The organism is Kitasatospora sp. NPDC004615 (assembly GCF_042873545.1).
Lineage (GTDB): Bacteria > Actinomycetota > Actinomycetes > Streptomycetales > Streptomycetaceae > Kitasatospora.
The window spans coordinates 216,898-235,637 of the sequence record NZ_JBIALQ010000011.1; the positions used below are offsets into that span (position 1 = coordinate 216,898).

Here is an 18,740-nt window from a genome sequence, read left to right on the forward strand (position 1 = left end):
CGCCTGAGCACCCGGGGAAACGCCGCGGGGCGCCACCCCCGGAAAGGAGGTGACGCCCCGTCGGACGCGTGCTGCCGGTCAGCTCTTGCGACGCCGGCCCTTCGCGGCCTTGGCCGCCTTGCGGCGCTCGGCCCGGGTCAGGCCGTCACCGTCGGGCACCAGGCCGTCCTCGTCGAAGTCGCCCTCGACCACGCCGCCGCCGACCTCGTCGGACGGGGCGGTGTAGTGCAGCTTCTTGCGCTCGGGGGCCTCCAGGCCCTTGGCGCGGATCTCCGGGCGGGCGGCGGGGACGGTGGCGTCCTTCTCCAGCTTCTCGAGCAGCACCTGCTCGTCGTCCGGCACCGGCACCTCCTCGACCTGCTGCTCGACCTGGACCTCCAGGTTGAACAGGTAGCCGACGGACTCCTCCTTGATGCCCTCCATCATCGCGGAGAACAGGTCGAAGCCCTCGCGCTGGTACTCGACCAGCGGGTCGCGCTGGGCGTAGGCGCGCAGCGCGATGCCCTCCTGCAGGTAGTCCATCTCGTAGAGGTGCTCGCGCCAGCGGCGGTCCAGCACCGACAGCACGACCCGGCGCTCCAGCTCGCGCATGATCTGGTCGCCGAGCTGGTCCTCGCGCTTGCCGTAGGCGGCGGCGATGTCCTCCTGGATGACCTTGGTGAGGTACTCCGGGGTGAGGCCGCCGTTCTCCGCGGCGTCCTCCTCCAGCTCGTCGAGGTCCAGCTCGAGCGGGTAGAGCTGCTTGAGGGCCGTCCACAGCTTGTCGAGGTCCCAGTCGTCCTCGAAGCCCTCGCCGGTGGCGGCGTTGACGTACGCGGCGACGGTGTCGTCCATGAAGTGGCCGACCTGCTCCTGCAGGTCCTCGCCCTCCAGGACGCGGCGGCGCTCGCCGTAGATGACCTCGCGCTGGCGGTTGAGGACCTCGTCGTACTTGAGGACGTTCTTGCGGATCTCGAAGTTCTGCTGCTCGACCTGGGTCTGCGCGGAGGCGATGGCGCGGGTGACCATCTTCGACTCGATCGGCACGTCCTCGGGGACGTTCGCCATGGAGAGCACGCGCTCGACCATGCCGGCCTTGAACAGGCGCATCAGGTCGTCGCCCAGCGACAGGTAGAACCGGGACTCGCCCGGGTCGCCCTGACGGCCGGAGCGGCCGCGCAGCTGGTTGTCGATCCGGCGGGACTCGTGGCGCTCGGTGCCCAGGACGTACAGGCCACCGATCTCCTGCACCTCCACCTGCTCCGCCTTGACCGCGAGCTTGGCCTTCTCCATCGCGGCCGGCATCGCGCCCTCGTACTCCTCCGGGGTGTCCTCCGGAGTGATACCGCGCTGCGCCAGCTCGGCGGCGGCCAGGTGCTCGGGGTTGCCGCCGAGCATGATGTCGGTGCCGCGGCCGGCCATGTTGGTGGCGACGGTGACGGCGCCCTTGCGGCCGGCCTGCGCGACGATCTGCGCCTCGCGCTCGTGGTGCTTGGCGTTCAGCACCTCGTGCGGGATGCCGCGCTTGCGCAGCTCCTGCGACAGGTACTCGGACTTCTCCACCGACACGGTGCCGACCAGCACGGGCTGGCCCTTCTCGTGGCGCTCGGCGATGTCCTGGACCACGGCGGCGAACTTGGCCGGCTCGGACTTGTAGATCAGGTCCGGCTGGTCGATCCGCAGCGGGGTCTTGTTGGTCGGGATCGGGACCACACCGAGCTTGTAGATCTGGTGGAACTCGGCCGCCTCGGTGGTGCCGGTACCGGTCATGCCGGACAGCTTGTCGTACAGGCGGAAGAAGTTCTGCAGGGTGATGGTGGCCAGCGTCTGGTTCTCGTTCTGGACCTCGACGCCTTCCTTGGCCTCGATCGCCTGGTGCATGCCCTCGTTGTAGCGGCGGCCGGCCAGGATGCGGCCGGTGTGCTCGTCGACGATCATGACCTCGCCGTTGATCACGACGTAGTCCTTGTCCCGCTTGTACAGCTCCTTCGCCTTGATGGCGTTGTTCAGGAAGCCGACCAGCGGGGTGTTCACCGACTCGTAGAGGTTGTCGATGCCCAGGTAGTCCTCGACCCGGCTGACACCGTCCTCGAGGATGCCGACGGTGCGCTTCTTCTCGTCGACCTCGTAGTCGCGCTCGATCTTCAGGCGCTGCACCAGCTTGGCGAAATCGCTGTACCACTTGGTGGCCTGGTCCGCCGGACCGGAGATGATCAGCGGGGTACGGGCCTCGTCGATCAGGATCGAGTCGACCTCGTCGACGATCGCGAAGTTGTGGCCGCGCTGCACCAGTTCGTCCTGCGACCACGCCATGTTGTCGCGCAGGTAGTCGAAGCCGAACTCGTTGTTCGTGCCGTACGTGATGTCCATCCCGTACTGGCGCTTGCGCTCGGCCGGCGTCATGTTCGCCAGGATCACGCCCACCTCGAGGCCGAGGAAGCGGTGCACCCGGCCCATCCACTCCGAGTCGCGCTCGGCGAGGTAGTCGTTGACGGTGATCAGGTGCACGCCCTTGCCGGTGAGGGCGTTCAGGTACGCGGGCAGCGTGCCGACGAGGGTCTTGCCCTCGCCGGTGCGCATCTCGGCGACGTGACCGTGGTGCAGCGCGGCGCCACCCATGATCTGCACGTCGTAGTGACGCTGTCCGAGCACTCGCTTGGCGGCCTCGCGAACGGTCGCGAAGGCCTCGGGGAGGATGTCGTCCAAGCTCTCCCCGTCGGCGAGCCGGGCCTTGTACTCGTCGGTCAGTGCGCGCAGCTCGTCGTCGGTGAGGTTGACGAAGTCCTCTTCGATCGAGTTGACCTGGGCGGCAATCCGCTGCAGCTTGCGGAGGATCTTGCCCTCGCCTGCGCGCAGGATCTTGTCGAAGACGGACACGTGAGCGGGCTCCTTGCCTCATTCGGCTCTGGATGACTGCCGGTGGGGAGTCCACCCCACCGTACGGGCCATCGTATGCGAGGAGCCCGAGCGCCCGGGAGGTCCGTCAGCACGCTATTCCTGTGTCACCCCTGGGCGCACATCGCCCGAAGCAGGGTACAAACGGTCAAAGCGCTCGGGCGTGGCCGCACTGTCAGTGCCCTCCCCTAGCCTCGCCCCATGGCCGCGACCCCTGCCCCGACCGTCCGGATCTCCGCCGACCACGCCCGCCGGCTCGCGCTGCGCGCCCAGGGACTGCTCGGTTCCCCCGACCGCCGCGCGGGCGCCCGCGGCGTGCTGCGCCTGCTCGGCGCCGTCCAGCTCGACACCATCTCGGTGCTCGCCCGCTCGCACGAACTGGTGCCGTACGCCCGGCTCGGCGCGGTCGGCCGTCGCCCGGTCGAGCAGGCGTACTGGGGGCGCGGAACGACCTTCGAGTACTGGTCGCACGCCGCCTGCATCCTGCCGATCGAGGAGTGGCCGCTGTTCGCCTTCCGCCGCCGCGCCAACCGGATCAAGGGCCGGGTCTGGGGCCACCAGGTCTCCGAGGAGGTGTACGCGCAGGTGCTCGCCCAGCTGCGCGCCGAGGGCCCGCTGACCTCGACCGGCCTCGGCGGGGCGAAGAAGACCGCCGAGTGGTGGGACTGGTCCGACACCAAGATCGCGGTGGAGCGCGCACTGGCCTTCGGCGACGTGGTGGTCACCGAGCGGCGCGGCTGGAAGCGGGTCTACGACCTTGCCGAACGGGCGGTCCCCGGCGATTTGTTCGAGCAGGACCTGACGGACGCCGAGTGCCTGGAGCGCCTGGTCGCACAGGCCGGCGCCGCGCTCGGAGTGGCCACCCGCGCCGACCTGATGGACTACCACCGCCTCAAGGGCGCCCAGCTGGACGCGGCACTGCCCGCCTCCGGCCTGGTCCCGGTCGCGGTGGAGGGCTGGTCCGCCCCGGCCTGGGCCGACCCAGCGGCGCTGGAGACCGCTGGGTCGACGAGCGGCTCCGCCGCGGGGCGCGGACGGCACCGCACCACCCTGCTCTCCCCGTTCGACTCGCTGATCTGGGACCGGCCCCGCACCGAGCGGATCTTCGGCATGGCCCACCGCCTGGAGGCGTACACCCCCAAGCACAAGCGGGTGCACGGCTACTTCGCGATGCCGCTGCTGGCCGGCGGCCGGCTGGTCGGCCGGGTCGACCCGGCCCGCGAGGGCGCCACCCTGGTGGCCCGGCAGGTCTCGCTGGACGGCCCCCGCTCGGTACCCGCCCTCGCCGAGGCGCTGCGCGAGGCCGCCGAGTGGGTGGGCTGCTCGGACGTCCGGGTGGAGCGGCTGGACGACGAGGCGCTGCGGCCGGAGCTGGAGAAGCTGCTGGCCTGACGGGCCATCGGCGTTCACTCAGCCTATTTCGAGGATCTTTTCACGCATCGCGTACACCACGGCCTCCATCCTGGAGTGCAGCTGCAGCTTCTCCAGGATGTTGCGCACGTGGTTCTTCACGGTGTTCTCGCTGATGAACAGCTCCTTGGCGATCTCCCGGTTGTTCATCCCGGTGGCCACCAGCTTGAGCACCTCCAGCTCCCGGTCGGTCAGCCGGGGCGCGGGCACCAGCTCCCGGTCGTCGGAACGGCGCTGGATCATCGACTTGAACTCGGTCAGCAGCTTGGCCGCCATCGACGGGCTGATCTGCGACTGGCCGTCGGCCACCGCGCGGATCGCGGTGGCCACCTCGTCGGTGGAGATCTCCTTCAGCAGGTAGCCGGTCGCCCCCGCCTTGATCGCCTCGTAGAGGTCGGCCTCCTCGTCGCTGATCGTCAGCATGATGATCTTGGCGCTGGGCACCACGTCCTTGATCGCGGTGCACGCCTCGATGCCGCTGCGCCGGGGCATCCGGACGTCCATCAGGATGATGTCGGGCAGCAGGTCGGCGGCCTTCAGTACGGCCTCCGCGCCGTCCCCCGCCTCGCCGATGACCCGGATGTCCTCCTCCTCGGCGAGCACGATCTCCAGGCCGCGGCGGAACAGCGCGTGATCGTCCACCACCAGCACCCGGATCGGCTCCGCGCGTCGCGGCGGGTAGCCGGCGTCCTCCGCGCCCAGGCTCTCCCCCATCCGGTCCTCCCCCGCCTCCGGTCACGTGACGCGCTCATCATTCCACGCCCCGGACGACCTGAGATCACCCTGTGCCGCCGAACCGCCCGGCTGGGTGACTCCCCGAACGCCGGTGACCCCGGCGGCCGTTCACGGCCACCGGGGTCACCACTTCTGTCATTCGGCGGACGCGGCCGCCACTCACTCCTCGTCGGGGCCGTTGATCGCGCCCCCGGCCCCGGCGAAGTCGGCCGCCGCGGCCTGGTCCTCCTTCAGGTGGATCACGCCGTAGTGGTAGCCGTGCCGGCGGTAGACCACGCTCGGCAGCCCGCTGTCCTTCTCCTGGAACAGGTAGAAGTCGTGGCCCACCAGCTCCATCGCGTACAGCGCCTGGTCCAGCGACATCGGCGCGGCCGAGTGGGTCTTCTCGCGGACCACCAGCGGCCCGTCCCCCTCCACCTCGAGGCTGCCCGCCAGCGTCTTGCGGATCGTGCCGTTCACGCCCTCGGCGGCCTCCGTCGAGGGCGGTTCGGCCAGCACGGCGGTGGCGGCGGCGACGCTCAGCGGGCCGCGCCCGTTGGTGCCGCCCTTCTGCACCCGGCGGCGGTCGGCGGACTTGCGCAGCTGCGCCTCCAACTTCGCCGAGGCCAGGTCGAGCGCGGCCCACGGGTCGTTGGCGGACGCCTCGGCCCGGATCACCGGGCCCCGGCTGCGGAGGGTGATTTCCACCCGGTCGGAACGGTCGGCCTGCCGCGGGTTGTGCTCCTTGGACACCTCGACGTCCAGGCTGATCGCCTTGGCGTCGAACTTCTGGACCTTCTCCAGCTTCTCGGCCACGTGCTCGCGGAACCTCTGGGGCACCTCGGTCTTGCGGCCCTTGACGACGATGTCCACGCAGAACTCCGATCCCTTGGTACTGACCGGCCCGGAGTGCGTCCCGGACCGGCGTGAGACCCAGCCGGACCGGCCGGCCACCGCCCGCCCCCGGAACACTGCCCGGGAGACCCGCGAGAACCGCCGGCCCCTTACCTCACTTCCTCCCCACCAGGAGCGTTCGAAACCCCTGGAGCCCTTATGCAACACCTCACGGGGGAATCTCGCCTCCCCAGTCGAACGAACGTACCGACGAGCGGTCGACGGCCCGGCTGTTCCCCCCTGTTTACCCTCCTACGGGTGAAACAGTGGTAAACGGCTGGACAACACGCCTGACACCGCCCACCGTATGGCTGAAGTCGCCGCCCGGCGAGGGTTCCGGAGGGGTTTCCGTGACGAGCCGCAGCACCGCCCACCGGCCCGGATCCGGCCCCGCACCGGTCCTCGCCGCCCTGCTCGACCTGCTGATCCCCGCCCGCTGCGCCGGCTGCGGCGACGGCCGCACCGCGCTCTGCCCGCCCTGCCGGGCCCTGCTCGACGGCACCGGCGCCGGGCCGGCCGGGCCGATGCGCCCACCACCCGGCCTACCGCCGGTGCACGCCGCCGCCCCCTACGCCGGGCCGGTGCGCCAACTGCTGCTCGCCCACAAGGAACGCGGCGCGCTGCGGCTGGCCGCCCCGCTCGGCTGCGCGCTGGCCGCCGCCGTCCGCTCCGCCACCGGCGCGGGCGCCGCCCCGCTGCTGCTGGTGCCGATGCCCTCCGCGCGCGCCGCCACCCGGGCCCGCGGCCACGATCCGATGCTGCGGCTGGCCCGCGCCGCCGCCCGCGAACTGCGCCGGGGCGGGGTGGCCACGCTGGTCGCCCCGGTGCTGCGGCAGTCCCGGCCGGTCGCCGACCAGGCGGGCCTGGGCGCGGCCGAGCGGCACCGCAATCTGCACGAGGCACTGACCGTCCCGGCCCGACTGGCCGGCCGGCTGACGGGGCACCGGCTGGTGCTGGTGGACGACCTGGTCACCACCGGCGCGAGCCTCGCCGAGGCGGCCCGGGCGCTGCGCGCGGCAGGCTGCCCGCCGCGGGCGGCGGCCACCGTGGCAGCGGCGGCCAGGCGCGGCTCCGGACCCGGCCGACGCGGCGCGCCGGCCGGGGAAGCCGGGGAGGCCGGTCTCAGCCCGGGTAGATGAACGCCACGGGCGTGTCTTTCGTGTCCGTGCTGGTCACCGCGTGCCACTGGTTGTCCTTCAGCCGGTACACGCCGTTGCCGGACGCGGCAAGCACCGCCGGGCCGGCCTGGTCGGCCTGCACCCGGGCCTCGGTGGCGGACAGCGCCGTCATCGACTCGCCGCCCTGCAGCGGGGAGTCGGTGGACTGCGAGCCGTCGGTGCCCAGGAAGTGCAGCTGCTGCAGCCGGTCGGCCTCCTTGCCGAGCACCACCAGCTGGTCGGTGTCGCTCCAGGAGACGGCGGCGACCTCGGTGAGCTGCGGGGCGAGCTGGCGCAGCCCGGTGATCCGGGCGGTGGGGGTGGCGGGGGTGCCGCCGTGCGTCACCAGGCCGAGCCACAGCGTGGTCTTTCCGTCGGAGCCCCGCAGCAGCAGCGCGACCCGGGTGCCGTCGGAGGAGATCCGCAGCGCCTGCACGGAGCGCTTGTCCAGCCCCTCCACCGTCACCGGGACGACGACGGGCTCGCGCACCATCAGCACCCGGGACGCGGCCGGGTCACGGTCGACCAGCCACAGGCTCCCCTGGCCGTCCCAGCTGGGCGAGGCCAGGCCCTGCGGGGCGCGGCTGGAGACGATCGGTTCGCCGTACTTGCCGGACTTGGCCAGATCGACCTGGTACAGGTTGCGGCCGTCCTTGTCGATCACCGCCACGGCGCCGCCGTCCCGGCGGACGGCGAGCTCGCCCGGCTTCGGCTGGTTGCCCTGCGCGGGCTGGCCGAGCACCCCGGCGACCGAAGGGAGCGGCCCGGCGGTCTGGGCGGCGTCCCCGCCGGACTGGCTGTAACGGGTCAGCCGGCCGTTGGCCAGCTGGATGTACGCCTGCATGCCGTTCTCGCCACCGGCCAGGAAGCCCGGCGCGACCGCCGCGGCCTCGGCGCTGCCGACCGAGCAGCCACCCTTGGGCGAGGACAGGTCGAGCCGGTCGAGCTTGCCCTGCTGGTCGGCCAGGGTCTGGAAGAACTGCTTGGCCAGCTGCTTGCAGCCGTCCTGGTACTTCCCGAGCTCGACGCCGTCCACCTTGACCGAGGCGATCCGGTTGTCGCCGACGGTGGCGCTGAGCACCTTGACGCCTTCGAGCGGGGCGGTGACCACCGGGGCGAGCCCCTGCGAGGGCCCTTCGGCGGTGGCTCGGACGGCCTCGGTGAGCGGGTCTATTCGGCGGCGCAGGTAGATCGGGTCGGGCACCAGCACCGCGCTCCGCTGGGCGGGGTCGATGGACGGGTCGGGAGTGGCGAAGAAGTACCGGTGGACCGGCTTGTAGGTGTTCTTGAAGTTGGTCAGGTCGACGATCAGGCCGTCGGGCAGGTCGTTGATCCGCCACTGGCCGGCGTCGGGCCCCTCGGCGACCTTCACGAAGGTGAAGGTCTCCTTGTACTCGGGAGAGCGGGGCGGCTGGTAGGTGTGCCAGCCGTCGAGTTCGGCGACCCTCGTGCCGGTGACTTTGATCGGCATGGTGGTCGCGTCCGGGCCCGGGACGGAATGGCTCCGCCCGGGGGGTTCGGCCAGCACCACGACCTGCGCGTCGGGGCGCCAGCGCTTGGCGGCGTCCGCGGTCAGGTACTGCTTGGCGGTGTCGTAGTTGGCCTGGTCGGCGTTGGAGGAGTCGAGGAAGCCGGCCAGCAGGTCGCTGGGGCTCTCGTCCTTGTGCGGGGCGACCGGGTAGACGTGCACCTGGACGCCGTCGGCGGCGCCCTGCGGCACCTCCAGGCGCTGCGGCGGGCCGCCGGAGGGCATCGAGACGCAGCCGGTGGCGGCGGCCGCCAGCAGTGCGACCCCGCCCCAGGCAAGCGCCCGTCGCTCAGCCGTCCTGTCGTCCCTGTGCACCGGTGGTCCCCTCCTGATCGGTGTCGGCGCCGTCCGGTGCGGACGGGGCCGGCTGCGTCGGGCGGCCGCTGCGGTCCACCACGACCTGTGCGCCGGTGGCCCCGTATCCGGCGGCTGCGGCGCGAACGTCCGACGGGTCGGCGACCGGGGCGGCGCTCGGCCGGCCCAGGCCCGGGCCGATGCTGAGCACCCCGCCGAGGCCGGAGCCGAACGTGTGCCGCTCGCCGGTGTCCGGGGTCTCCGGGACGGCGGCGGGCTCGCCGCCACCGCGCACCGCGCGCCGGTAGGGCGCGCCGACCGAGGACATGCCGCGGTTGTGCCGGGAGTCCTCCGGTTCCAGCCGGAACGGCGCGCGGGAGATCTCGCCGCCGCGGGTGCGCGGCAGGGTCAGCCGGAAGTGCGAGCCGCCACCGGGCTCGCCCCAGGCCTGCAGCCAGCCGCCGTGCAGGTGGGCGTCCTCGACCGCGATGGACAGGCCGAGGCCGGTGCCACCGGTGGTGCGCACCCGGGACGGGTCGGCCCGCCAGAACCGGTGGAACACCCGGGAGGCCTCGCCGGGCTTCAGGCCGATGCCGTAGTCGCGCACGCCCACGGCGACCGCGCCGTCCCCCGCGCCGAGCCGGATCACCACGTCCCGGCCCTCGCCGTGCTCCAGGGCGTTGACCACCAGGTTGCGCAGGATGCGCTCGATCCGGCGGCTGTCCACCTCGGCGATCACCGGGGTCTCGCCGCCGCGGATCAGCACCGCGCTGCCCTTGGCCTGGGCCAGCGGGTCGGCGGCCTCCACGACGCGGGTCACGATGTCGCGCAGGTCGACGGGTTCGGCGTCCAGGATGGCCGCGCCGGCGTCGAAGCGGCTGATCTCCAGCAGGTCGGCGAGCAGCGACTCGAAGCGGTCCAGCTGGTCCTGGAGCAGCTCCGCCGAGCGGGCCGCCATCGGGTCCAGGTCCTCGCGGCTGTCGTAGATCAGGTCGGCGGCCATCCGCACCGTGGTCAGCGGGGTGCGCAGCTCGTGCGAGACGTCGGAGACGAACCGCCGCTGCACCCGGGAGAGCTCTTCCAGCTTGCGGATCTGCGCCTGCAGGCCGTTGGCCATCCGGTTGAACGAGTCGCCGAGCCTGGCGATGTCGTCGGTGCCGGTGACCTTCATCCGCTCGTCGAAGTGCCCGGCGGCCAGCCGCTCGGAGATTCCGGCGGCCATCCGCACCGGGGTGACGACCTGGCGGACCACCAGCCAGGCGATGCAGCCGAGCAGGATGACCAGGAACAGCCCGGCGGTGGCCAGGGTCCCCATCACCAGGTTCAGGGTGCTGGTCTCCTGGTAGAAGGAGAAGACGTAGTACAGCTGGTACGGGTTGCCGTCCGGGCCGCTGAACTGCTTGCCGATCGCCAGGCCCTTGTTGTCGTCGGGCTTGGCCTGGCTGTCCGGCGAGCGGAGCAGCTTGACCGGCTGCTCGTGCGGGACGGACGGCTCGGCGGCGACCTTGGCGCGCATGTCGAAGGTGATCGAGTCGGGCAGGATCGAGCCCGAGTAGCGGGCGCTGCCGCGCAGGCCGGCGCTGGCGGCGCTGTCCTCCTGGCCGCCGGGCCCGATCGCGATCACCGAGTAGACGCCGGCGCCGCCGGACGCCAGGTCGGAGACCTGCTTGGTCAGCCAGGCGTTGATCTGGTCGCGGGTCGGGTCGGCGGTCGCACCGGCCTTGGCCTGCAGGTTGATCGCCTCGTTGATCTTGTCCTGCTCGATCTGGAAGCCGCCGATGGCCTGCCCGTGCGCGGCCTTCTGCTTGGCCTCCAGCAGGCCGGTGCGCACCTGGGCGACCACCACCACGCCGAGCACCAGCACCACCACGAAGGACAGCAGCAGCGTCGCCGCGACCACCCGCAGCTGGATCGAGCGGCGGTACAGCGCCAGCACCCGGCCCACCGGGTGCCGGAACTGCCGGATCACCGGCGCGAACAGCGCCGCCCACCACCGGCGCCGGCGCGGCCGGCCGGTGGTGGAACTCAGCACGTCGCCGCGCACAGCAGCCTCCCCGCCGGCGAACTCGTCCGACGGGGAGGAGGCGGCCTGCTCTTCGCTCATCCTCAGCTGGGCCCGGCCTTGTAGCCGACACCGCGGACGGTGACCACGATCTCCGGGCGCTCAGGATCCTTCTCGATCTTGGAGCGCAGGCGCTGCACGTGCACGTTCACCAGCCGGGTGTCGGCAGCGTGCCGGTAGCCCCAGACCTGCTCCAGCAGCACCTCGCGGGTGAACACCTGCCAGGGCTTGCGGGCCAGCGCGACCAGCAGGTCGAACTCCAGCGGGGTCAGCGGGATGCCGCGGCCCTCGCGCTTCACCGAGTGCCCGGCAACGTCGATCACCAGATCGCCGATGGTCAGCTGCTCCGGCGTGGGCTCCTCGGCCCGGCGCAGGCGGGCCCGGACCCGGGCGACCAGTTCCTTGGGCTTGAACGGCTTCGTGACGTAGTCGTCGGCACCGGACTCCAGGCCCACCACGATGTCGACCGTGTCGGTCTTCGCGGTGAGCATGACGATCGGGATGCCCGACTCCGCCCGGATCTGCCGGCATACGTCGATGCCGTCCCGTCCGGGCAGCATCAGGTCGAGCAGCACGAGGTCCGGCTTGGTCTCCCGGAAGGCGGCCAGCGCCTTGTCCCCGTCCGCGACGAAAAACGGCTCAAAACCCTCACCACGCAGCACAATGCCGAGCATCTCGGCCAGTGCGGTGTCGTCATCGACGACGAGGACACGTCCCTTCATGGCTCCATCTTCTCATCACCCGAATGTGACCTGACGCACAGCTGTTCCGTTGCCGGCCCCCCGGCCGTCGGCCGAAGCAGTCATACCATCGCAAAGGTATCGGCTCGACGGCCTTGCCCGCACCGTTGCGGATCAGCAACGGGATACCTCTGGGGTGCGCGTGCGCACCATGGCACGATGGGCACCCCGATGCACCCGCGCCAGGGTGCCCCGACGAGGAGCGTCGATTGTCCGAGACCCCGGGTTGGACCTCACCCGGTTCTCCCGAGCCCGCGCCCGGCCCGTCCGAAACCGGCCACTCGGTTCCCCCGGCCCCGCAGGCCACCGCCGCAGCCGCACCGCCCCCGCCCGGCCCGCATCCCGGCCCGACGCCCGGACCGGCCGTGCCGCCCGGCCCGACGCCCGGCATCATCCCGCTGCGTCCGCTCGGCTTCGGCGAACTGATGGACGGCGCGTTCGCCCTCGTCCGCAGGTACTGGAAGACCGCCTTCGGACTCAGCCTGCTCCTCGCCTGCGTCCTCGAACTCGTCCAGGCCGGGGTCTCCTGGTGGATCCACGTCTCCGGCACCAGCCTGGAGGCCACGTTCTCCACCTACTACACGCTGCCGCTGGAAATGCTCGCCGGCGTGATCGCCACCGGACTGCTCACCCCCGTCATCGGGAACAGCCTGCTCGGCCGTGACACCCCGCCCAAGGAAGCCTGGGCGCAGGCCCGGCCGCACCTCGGCCGGCTGACCGGCCTGGCCCTGCTGCACACGCTGATCATGCTCGGCGCGCTCGCCGTGCCGCTCGTCCCGGTGCTGCTGCTGACCGGCTTCATCGCCGAGCCCGCCCTGCTGGTGCTCGTCCCGCCCGCCCTGCTGCCCATGCTGTGGATCGCGGTCAAGCTCACCTTCGCCGCCCCCGCGCTGGTCCTGGAGAAGCAGGGCGTCGTCGGCGCCCTCAAGCGCTCCTGGCACCTGGTCCGCGGCTCCTGGTGGCGGATCTTCGGCGCCCTGGTGGTGTTCCAGATCGCCGTCGGCCTGCTCGGCGCGGTACTCCTCGTTCCCGGCCAGCTGATCTCCCTGGCCATCGGCGGCGGCCCCGGCGAGCTCTACGCCACCGACACGGAGGCCGCGCTCAGCATCGGCGTCACGACGGTCTTCGGCGTCCTCGCCAAGACACTCACGATTCCGCTCACCGGCTGCCTGCTCGGCCTGCTCTACGTCGACCAGCGGATCCGCCGCGAGGCGCTCGACATCGAACTCGCCCGCGCCGCCGGCCTGCCCGGCCACTACCCGACCCCCACCACCGCGCCCGTCCCGGGCCAGTACCCCCCGCCGGGAGCCTGATCGCCATGGGACTCCGGGGGGGAGGGGCGCTGCTCGCGGACAGCGTTCCGGTCACTGTGCCGCGCGACGCCGCCCGCGACGCCGCGCACGAGGAACTCCGCAAAGCCATCTACCACCAGCACGAACCCGGACTGGTCGACCGCTTCGTGGCGTGGGTCCAGCGCCAGCTCGACCACCTGACCGCCACCGGCGTTCCGCTCGGCGGCGGCGACGGCGCCGCCCTGGTGGTGGTGATCGTCCTCGCCGTGGTCATCGCCGTGGTGGCCTGGCGACGCTACGGCGCGCCCCGCCGCGACGCCCGTTCCGCCGGCACGCTGTTCGCCGCCGACGGCCCGCGCAGCGCCGCCCAGCACCGCGCCGACGCCGCCGCCCACGCCGAACGCGGCGCCTGGGCCGACGCCGTCCGCGAACAGATGCGCGCCCTGGTCCGCGGCCTGGAGGAACGCACCGTCCTCGACCCGCGCCCCGGCCGCACCGCCGACGAGGCAGCCGCCGAAGCCGGTCGCGCCCTGCCCGAACGGGCCCGCGAACTCGCCTCCGCCGCACGGCTGTTCGACGACATCGCGTTCGGCGAACGAACCGCCGACGAAGCGTCCTACCGGCTCCTCGCCGACCTCGACCGCGCCCTCGAACGCACCCGCCCCACGCCCGTGGCGGCCGGCGGAGGAACCGCATGACCACCACCGCACCCCCGCCCGCCACCGCCGACCCCGCCGAGCAGCCCACCGCCGCCGCGCCGGCCGACACGCCCCGCACCACCCTGCGCACCCTGTGGCGGCGCTGGCGCTGGTGGCTGCTCGCCACCCTCGCCGTGCTGCTGGTCGGCGCCATGGTCGCCGGCATCCCCAACAACGGCTCCGACTGGCCGCTCGACCCCCGCTCCGGCGCCCCCGGCGGCATCCGCGCCGCCGACCAGCTGCTCCAGCAGCGCGGCGTCTCCAGCCGCACCGCCGCCACCGAGAGCGAACTCGGCGCCGCCCTGCGCGCCGACGACACCACCGTCGTCCTCGGCCACCCCGACGAACTGACCGCCCAGCAACTCACCCGGCTCGCCGCCGTCCACCGCGGCGCCAACAGCCGACTGGTGCTGATCTACCCCGACCAGCCCGCCCTGAAGGCCTTCGTCCCCGGCATCGCCACCTACTACTCCGCCACCGACAGCACCACCGCCATCGAACCCGCCTGCGCGCTGCCCGAGGCCGCCAACGCCGGCGCCGTCCAGATCGGCGGCGAGAGCTACGAACCCGGCGCCCACGACGTCGGCTGCTACCCGCACGGCAACGGCCGCAACTCCCTGATCAGCCGCACCACCGGCACCCAGCAGGTGATCGTCGTCGGCAGCGCCCGGCCGTTCACCAACGAACGCCTCGACCGCGAAGGCAACGCCGCACTCGCCCTCGGCCTGTTCGGCGCCCACCGCCAGCTGGTCTGGCAGACCGTCGACCACAGCACGGCCAACGCGGCCGCCCGCCACAACAAGACCCTCGGCGACCTCATCCCGGACGGCTGGTACTGGGGCTCCCTGCAGCTCCTCCTCGCCGCCCTGCTCGCCGTCGTCTGGCGCGCCCGCCGGCTCGGACCGGTGCTCAGCGAACGGCTGCCCGCCGTGGTCCGCGCCTCCGAGACCACCGAGGGCCGCGCCCGGCTCTACCACCGCGCGAACGCCCGCGGCCACGCCGCCGAAACCCTGCGCCGCGCCGCCCGCCGCCGGACCGCCGCCGCCCTCGGCCTCCCGCACACCTCCGGGGACCCCGACCAGGCCACCCTCACCGAGGCCGCCGCCGCCCGGCTCGGACGCCCCGCCGCCGACCTCCAGCAACTGCTGTACGGCCCGGCCCCCTCCGACGACGCCGCCCTGCTGCGGCTCGCCGACGACCTCGACGACATGGAATGGCAGGTACGACAGCCGTGACCGACCAGCTCTACAAGACCGACCCCGGCCAGACCCGCGACGCCCGCACCGCCCTCACCGGCCTGCGTGACGAGATCGCCAAGGCCGTGGTCGGCCAGGACGCCGCCGTCACCGGCCTGGTCGTCGCCCTGCTCTGCGGCGGCCACGTCCTGCTCGAAGGCGTCCCCGGCGTCGCCAAGACCCTGCTGGTCCGCACCCTCGCCACCGCCCTCGACGTCGAGACCAAGCGCATCCAGTTCACCCCCGACCTGATGCCCGGCGACGTCACCGGCTCCCTGGTCTACGACACCCGCACCGCCGAGTTCTCCTTCCAGCCCGGCCCGGTCTTCACCAACCTGCTGCTCGCCGACGAGATCAACCGCACGCCGCCGAAGACCCAGGCCGCGCTGCTGGAGGCGATGGAGGAGAAGCAGGTCACCGTCGACGGCGAGCCCCGCAAGCTCCCCGATCCCTTCCTGGTCGCCGCCACCCAGAACCCCGTCGAGTACGAGGGCACCTACCCGCTGCCCGAGGCCCAGCTCGACCGCTTCCTGCTCAAGCTGATCCTCCCGCTGCCGACCCGCGAGCAGGAGTTCCAGGTCCTCACCAAGCACGCCACCGGCTTCGACCCGCGCGACCTCGCCTCCGCCGGCGTCCGCCCCGTCGCCGACGCCGCCGACCTGGCCGCCGCCCGCGCCGAGATCGGCGCCCTGACGGTCTCCCCCGAGATCCTCGCGTACATCGTCGACCTGGTCCGCGCCACCCGGCAGTCGCCCTCGCTCGCCATGGGCGTCTCCCCCCGCGGCGCCACCGCCCTGCTCAACACCTCCCGCGCCTGGGCCTGGCTGGCCGGCCGCGACTACGTCACCCCCGACGACGTCAAGGCCCTCGCCCTGCCCACCCTCCGGCACCGCATCCAGCTCCGCCCCGAGGCAGAGATGGAAGGCACCACCGCCGACAGCGTCATCCAGGCCGTCCTCTCCCAGACGCCCGCACCGCGCTAGCCGCTGCCCGGGGGAGAGCGCCACCCGCCTCTCCCCCTCCGCGTCCACTGCTCCAGAAAGCGAGCCCCGCACCCCATGGCCCTGACCGGCCGCACGGCCCTGATCGCCGCCCTCGGCGTCCTCCTGGTCGGCCTCGTGCTCCCCTCCTGGACCGGCATCGGCGTGGTCATGCTGCCGCTGCTCGCCGCGATCGTCGCCGACCTGGTGCTCGCCGCCCCCGTCCGCCGCCTCACCCTGGAACGCTCCGGCGACCCCAGCGTCCGCCTCGGCGAAGCCGTGGACGTCGACCTGCTCGTCGCCAACCCGTCCCGCCGCCCGCTGCGCGCCCGGATCCGCGACGCCTGGTACCCCTCCGCCTGGGCCCCCGGCACCTCCCTCACCGCCTCCCGGCACTCCGTCACCATCCCCGCCGGGGAACGCCGCCGCCTCACCACCCGGCTCGCCCCCACCCGGCGCGGCGACCACCACAGCGGCCGAGTGACCATTCGCTCGCTCGGCCCGCTCGGCCTGGCCGGCCGCCAGGCCACCCTCGACGCGCCCTGGCGGGTCCGCGCCCTTCCGCCGTTCGCCAGCCGCAAGCACCTCCCGTCCCGCCTCGCCCGCCTGCGCGAACTCGACGGCCGCACCTCGGTCCTGACCCGCGGTCAGGGCACCGAGTTCGACTCCCTGCGCGAGTACCTCCCCGGTGACGACGTCCGCTCCATCGACTGGCGGGCCAGCGCCCGCCGCAGCGTCGTCGCCGTCCGCACCTGGCGCCCCGAACGCGACCGGCACGTCCTCATCGTCCTCGACACCGGCCGCACCTCCGCGGGCCGCGTCGGCGACGCCCCCCGCCTGGACTCCGCCCTCGACGCCGCGCTGCTGCTCACCGCCCTCGCCACCAAGGCCGGCGACCGGGTCGACCTGCTCGCCCACGACCGCCACCGCCGCACCGCCGTCGCCGGGCGTTCCCCCTCCGAGATCCTCCCCGCCTTCACCGACGCGATGGCCCTCCTCGAACCCGCCCTGATCGAGACCGACCTGCGCGCCATGGTCTCCACCGCGCTCCGGATGGCCCCCCACCGCTCGCTGATCGTCCTGCTCACCGGCCTCGACGCCCACCAGATCGAGGACGGCCTGCTCCCCCAGCTCCCCCTCCTCACCAAGCGCCACGAGGTCGTCATCGCCTCCGTCGCCGACCCCCGCCTCGACGAGCTGGTCAACACCCCCCGGGTCACCGTCCGCGACGTCTACGGCGCCGCCGCCGCCGAACAGACCCGCGCCGACCGCCGCCGCACCGCAGACCTCCTCACCCGCCGCGGCATCACCGTCCTCGACTCCCCACCCGAGTCCATCGCCCCCGCCCTCGCCGACACCTACCTCAGCCTCAAGGCCGCCGGCCGCCTCTGACCCGCCCCGGCCACATATTCGGAGCCGACGATCGACACCAACCTGCAGCTGATCAGCGACGGCGACGGCCTGGCGGTCATCGGCGACCCGACCGCCGTCGAACGGTTCCTGGTCTCCGAAGGCCTGCCGTCCCGCGACCTCGGACTGTCCCGGCTCGGCTCGGCCTTCAGCGCCACCGCCGGTGCCGCACAGACAGGCTCGGAGATCGCCGCCAACTCGGGCCGCTGGGTGAAACTGACCAAGGAATCCGCCCAGGCGCTCAGCAAGCACGGGCTGATGAAGGGCTCGACCGCGAACACCAGCCGGGCCGTGCTGACCGAGAACGGCAGGATCAAGGGAATCCTCGAACTGGTGCGGACGCCCGGCTCGATGCTGTCCAACCCCGCGATGCTGGCAGGTGCCGCAGGACTCATGGCGCAACTCGCCACGCAGCAGACCATGGACGAAATCACCGACTACCTCACCGCAATCGACGAGAAGGTCGACGACGTGCTCCGCGCCCAGAAGGACGCGGTGCTGGCGGACATGATCGGAGCCGGCTTCGTCATCGAGGAGGGCCTGACCGTTCGGGACCAGGTCGGCCGGGTCTCCGAGGTCACCTGGTCGAAGGTGTCACTCACCTCGGTCACGATCGCCCGCACCCAGGCCTACGCCCTCCGTCAACTCGACGCACTCGCCGAGAAGTTGGAACAGAAGACCAAGATCGGCGACCTCGCCAAGGTGTCCAGGGACGCCGAGACCACCGTCCGGGAGTGGCTCGCTGTGCTGGCGCGCTGCTTCCAGTTGCACGACGCAATAGCCGTACTGGAACTCGACCGCGTGCTCGACACCTCGCCGGACGAACTGGACCTGCACCGCCTCGCGATCCGAACCGCCCGGCAGAACCGCGTGGAACTCATCGCCCGGTGCACCGAACGGCTCATGGCCCGCATCGACGCGGCCGTCGGCACCGCCAACACCAAGGTCCTGCTGCACCCCACGACTTCCCCCGCCGTGGTGAACTCGGGCAACCAGGTCGCCACCACCGTCGTCGACTTCCGCGGCCGGCTCGGGATCGAACGCGACCGCCAGTCCTTGGACGCCAGGCGCTGGGTGGACGCGGCCACCGACGCGAAGGACCGGATGCTCGAAAGCGGCGCCGAGGGTGTCGACGCCGCCAAGCGCCTCGGGGCGGAGACCTTCGACCGTGCCAAGTCGGTGACGGGCAAACTGTCCAACGGAATCGCCGGACGAGTGCTCCGCCGCCGCGGAAACGACGACGGAGAAGCCAAGAAGCTCTGAGCCCGCCGGCCGGCGGGCCCCGGGCCCGCTGGCGTTCGGCACCGGCTCCAGAAATGCAGAAAGGGCCCCAGCCATAAGGCTGGAGCCCTTTCCAGAAGAATTGTTCGGCGGCGTCCTACTCTCCCACAGGGTCCCCCCTGCAGTACCATCGGCGCTGTGAGGCTTAGCTTCCGGGTTCGGAATGTAACC

At 72.5% G+C, this 18,740-nt stretch carries 13 protein-coding genes, 1 rRNA gene and 1 pseudogene; 8 read left to right on the forward strand and 7 right to left on the reverse strand.

Annotated elements, in window-relative coordinates; translation table 11 throughout:
- Positions 1-78: 78 nt before the first annotated feature.
- Positions 79-2,856: a preprotein translocase subunit SecA gene (gene secA / locus ACFYS8_RS31710; RefSeq protein WP_387647617.1), complete on the reverse strand. Its 2,778-nt coding sequence runs from the start codon at positions 2,854-2,856 to the stop codon at positions 79-81.
- Positions 2,857-3,075: 219 nt separating this feature from the next.
- On the opposite strand from secA, the gene ACFYS8_RS31715 reads away from it, so the two are divergent.
- Positions 3,076-4,266: a winged helix-turn-helix domain-containing protein gene (locus ACFYS8_RS31715; RefSeq protein WP_387647620.1), complete on the forward strand. Its 1,191-nt coding sequence runs from the start codon at positions 3,076-3,078 to the stop codon at positions 4,264-4,266.
- Between the two features lie 18 nt (positions 4,267-4,284).
- On the opposite strand, the pseudogene ACFYS8_RS31720 reads toward ACFYS8_RS31715, so the two are convergent.
- Positions 4,285-4,953: pseudogene (locus tag ACFYS8_RS31720) on the reverse strand (response regulator); the annotation flags it as partial.
- Between the two features lie 225 nt (positions 4,954-5,178).
- Positions 5,179-5,871, reverse strand: a complete 693-nt coding sequence (hpf, locus tag ACFYS8_RS31725) for a ribosome hibernation-promoting factor, HPF/YfiA family (RefSeq protein ID WP_387647621.1) — start codon at positions 5,869-5,871, stop codon at positions 5,179-5,181.
- A 371-nt stretch (positions 5,872-6,242) separates the two neighbouring features.
- Between hpf and ACFYS8_RS31730 the strand changes: the two genes are divergently transcribed.
- A complete protein-coding gene (locus ACFYS8_RS31730; RefSeq protein ID WP_387647624.1) occupies positions 6,243-7,031 on the forward strand; it encodes a ComF family protein in 789 nt (262 codons plus the stop codon).
- On the opposite strand, the gene ACFYS8_RS31735 is transcribed toward ACFYS8_RS31730, so the two are convergent.
- From ACFYS8_RS31735 to mtrA, 3 genes are read right to left on the reverse strand one after another with little or no spacing between them, the layout of a single operon-like run.
- Positions 7,015-8,892, reverse strand: coding sequence for an LpqB family beta-propeller domain-containing protein (locus ACFYS8_RS31735; RefSeq protein WP_387647627.1), 1,878 nt, complete (start codon positions 8,890-8,892; stop codon positions 7,015-7,017). The genes ACFYS8_RS31730 and ACFYS8_RS31735 overlap by 17 nt on opposite strands.
- Positions 8,867-10,975, reverse strand: a complete 2,109-nt coding sequence (mtrB, locus tag ACFYS8_RS31740) for an MtrAB system histidine kinase MtrB (RefSeq protein WP_387647630.1) — start codon at positions 10,973-10,975, stop codon at positions 8,867-8,869. The genes ACFYS8_RS31735 and mtrB overlap by 26 nt, the downstream gene beginning before the upstream one ends.
- Before the next feature lie 2 nt (positions 10,976-10,977).
- Positions 10,978-11,655, reverse strand: coding sequence for an MtrAB system response regulator MtrA (mtrA, locus tag ACFYS8_RS31745; protein WP_030459579.1), 678 nt, complete (start codon positions 11,653-11,655; stop codon positions 10,978-10,980).
- Positions 11,656-11,882: 227 nt separating this feature from the next.
- Between mtrA and ACFYS8_RS31750 the strand changes: the two genes are divergently transcribed.
- The 6 genes from ACFYS8_RS31750 (at position 11,883) to ACFYS8_RS31775 (ending at position 18,551) form a co-directional block, all read left to right on the forward strand.
- Positions 11,883-12,986 (forward strand): glycerophosphoryl diester phosphodiesterase membrane domain-containing protein, encoded by a 1,104-nt coding sequence (locus ACFYS8_RS31750; protein ID WP_387647633.1) that lies wholly within the window; start codon positions 11,883-11,885, stop codon positions 12,984-12,986.
- Between the two features lie 5 nt (positions 12,987-12,991).
- On the forward strand, positions 12,992-13,663 hold the full coding sequence (locus ACFYS8_RS31755) for a DUF4129 domain-containing protein (protein WP_387647636.1): 672 nt from the start codon (positions 12,992-12,994) through the stop codon (positions 13,661-13,663).
- A complete protein-coding gene (locus tag ACFYS8_RS31760; protein WP_387647639.1) occupies positions 13,660-14,898 on the forward strand; it encodes a DUF4350 domain-containing protein in 1,239 nt (412 codons plus the stop codon). The genes ACFYS8_RS31755 and ACFYS8_RS31760 overlap by 4 nt, the downstream gene beginning before the upstream one ends.
- Entirely contained in the window at positions 14,877-15,881 is a 1,005-nt protein-coding gene (locus ACFYS8_RS31765; RefSeq protein WP_387647641.1) for an AAA family ATPase, read from the forward strand. Before ACFYS8_RS31760 ends, ACFYS8_RS31765 begins: the two co-directional genes overlap by 22 nt.
- 75 nt (positions 15,882-15,956) lie before the next feature.
- Complete coding sequence (locus ACFYS8_RS31770) at positions 15,957-17,270, forward strand: DUF58 domain-containing protein (RefSeq protein WP_387647643.1); 1,314 nt, start codon at positions 15,957-15,959, stop codon at positions 17,268-17,270.
- Positions 17,271-17,300: 30 nt separating this feature from the next.
- Positions 17,301-18,551, forward strand: coding sequence for a hypothetical protein (locus tag ACFYS8_RS31775; RefSeq protein ID WP_387647666.1), 1,251 nt, complete (start codon positions 17,301-17,303; stop codon positions 18,549-18,551).
- A gap of 102 nt (positions 18,552-18,653) precedes the next feature.
- Here the strand turns inward: ACFYS8_RS31775 and rrf are convergent.
- A 5S ribosomal RNA gene (gene rrf, locus ACFYS8_RS31780) occupies positions 18,654-18,740 on the reverse strand; the annotation flags it as partial.

Excerpts from the sequence above, each read along its gene's own strand:
- ACFYS8_RS31770 (WP_387647643.1), top strand. The coding sequence starts at position 15,957 with ATGGCCCTGACCGGCCGCACGGCCCTGATCGCCGCCCTCGGCGTCCTC.
- ACFYS8_RS31755 (WP_387647636.1), top strand. The coding sequence starts at position 12,992 with ATGGGACTCCGGGGGGGAGGGGCGCTGCTCGCGGACAGCGTTCCGGTC.
- mtrA (WP_030459579.1), bottom strand. The coding sequence starts at position 11,655 with ATGAAGGGACGTGTCCTCGTCGTCGATGACGACACCGCACTGGCCGAG.
- mtrB (WP_387647630.1), bottom strand. The coding sequence starts at position 10,975 with ATGAGCGAAGAGCAGGCCGCCTCCTCCCCGTCGGACGAGTTCGCCGGC.
- ACFYS8_RS31760 (WP_387647639.1), top strand. The coding sequence starts at position 13,660 with ATGACCACCACCGCACCCCCGCCCGCCACCGCCGACCCCGCCGAGCAG.
- ACFYS8_RS31765 (WP_387647641.1), top strand. The coding sequence starts at position 14,877 with ATGGCAGGTACGACAGCCGTGACCGACCAGCTCTACAAGACCGACCCC.
- ACFYS8_RS31715 (WP_387647620.1), top strand. The coding sequence starts at position 3,076 with ATGGCCGCGACCCCTGCCCCGACCGTCCGGATCTCCGCCGACCACGCC.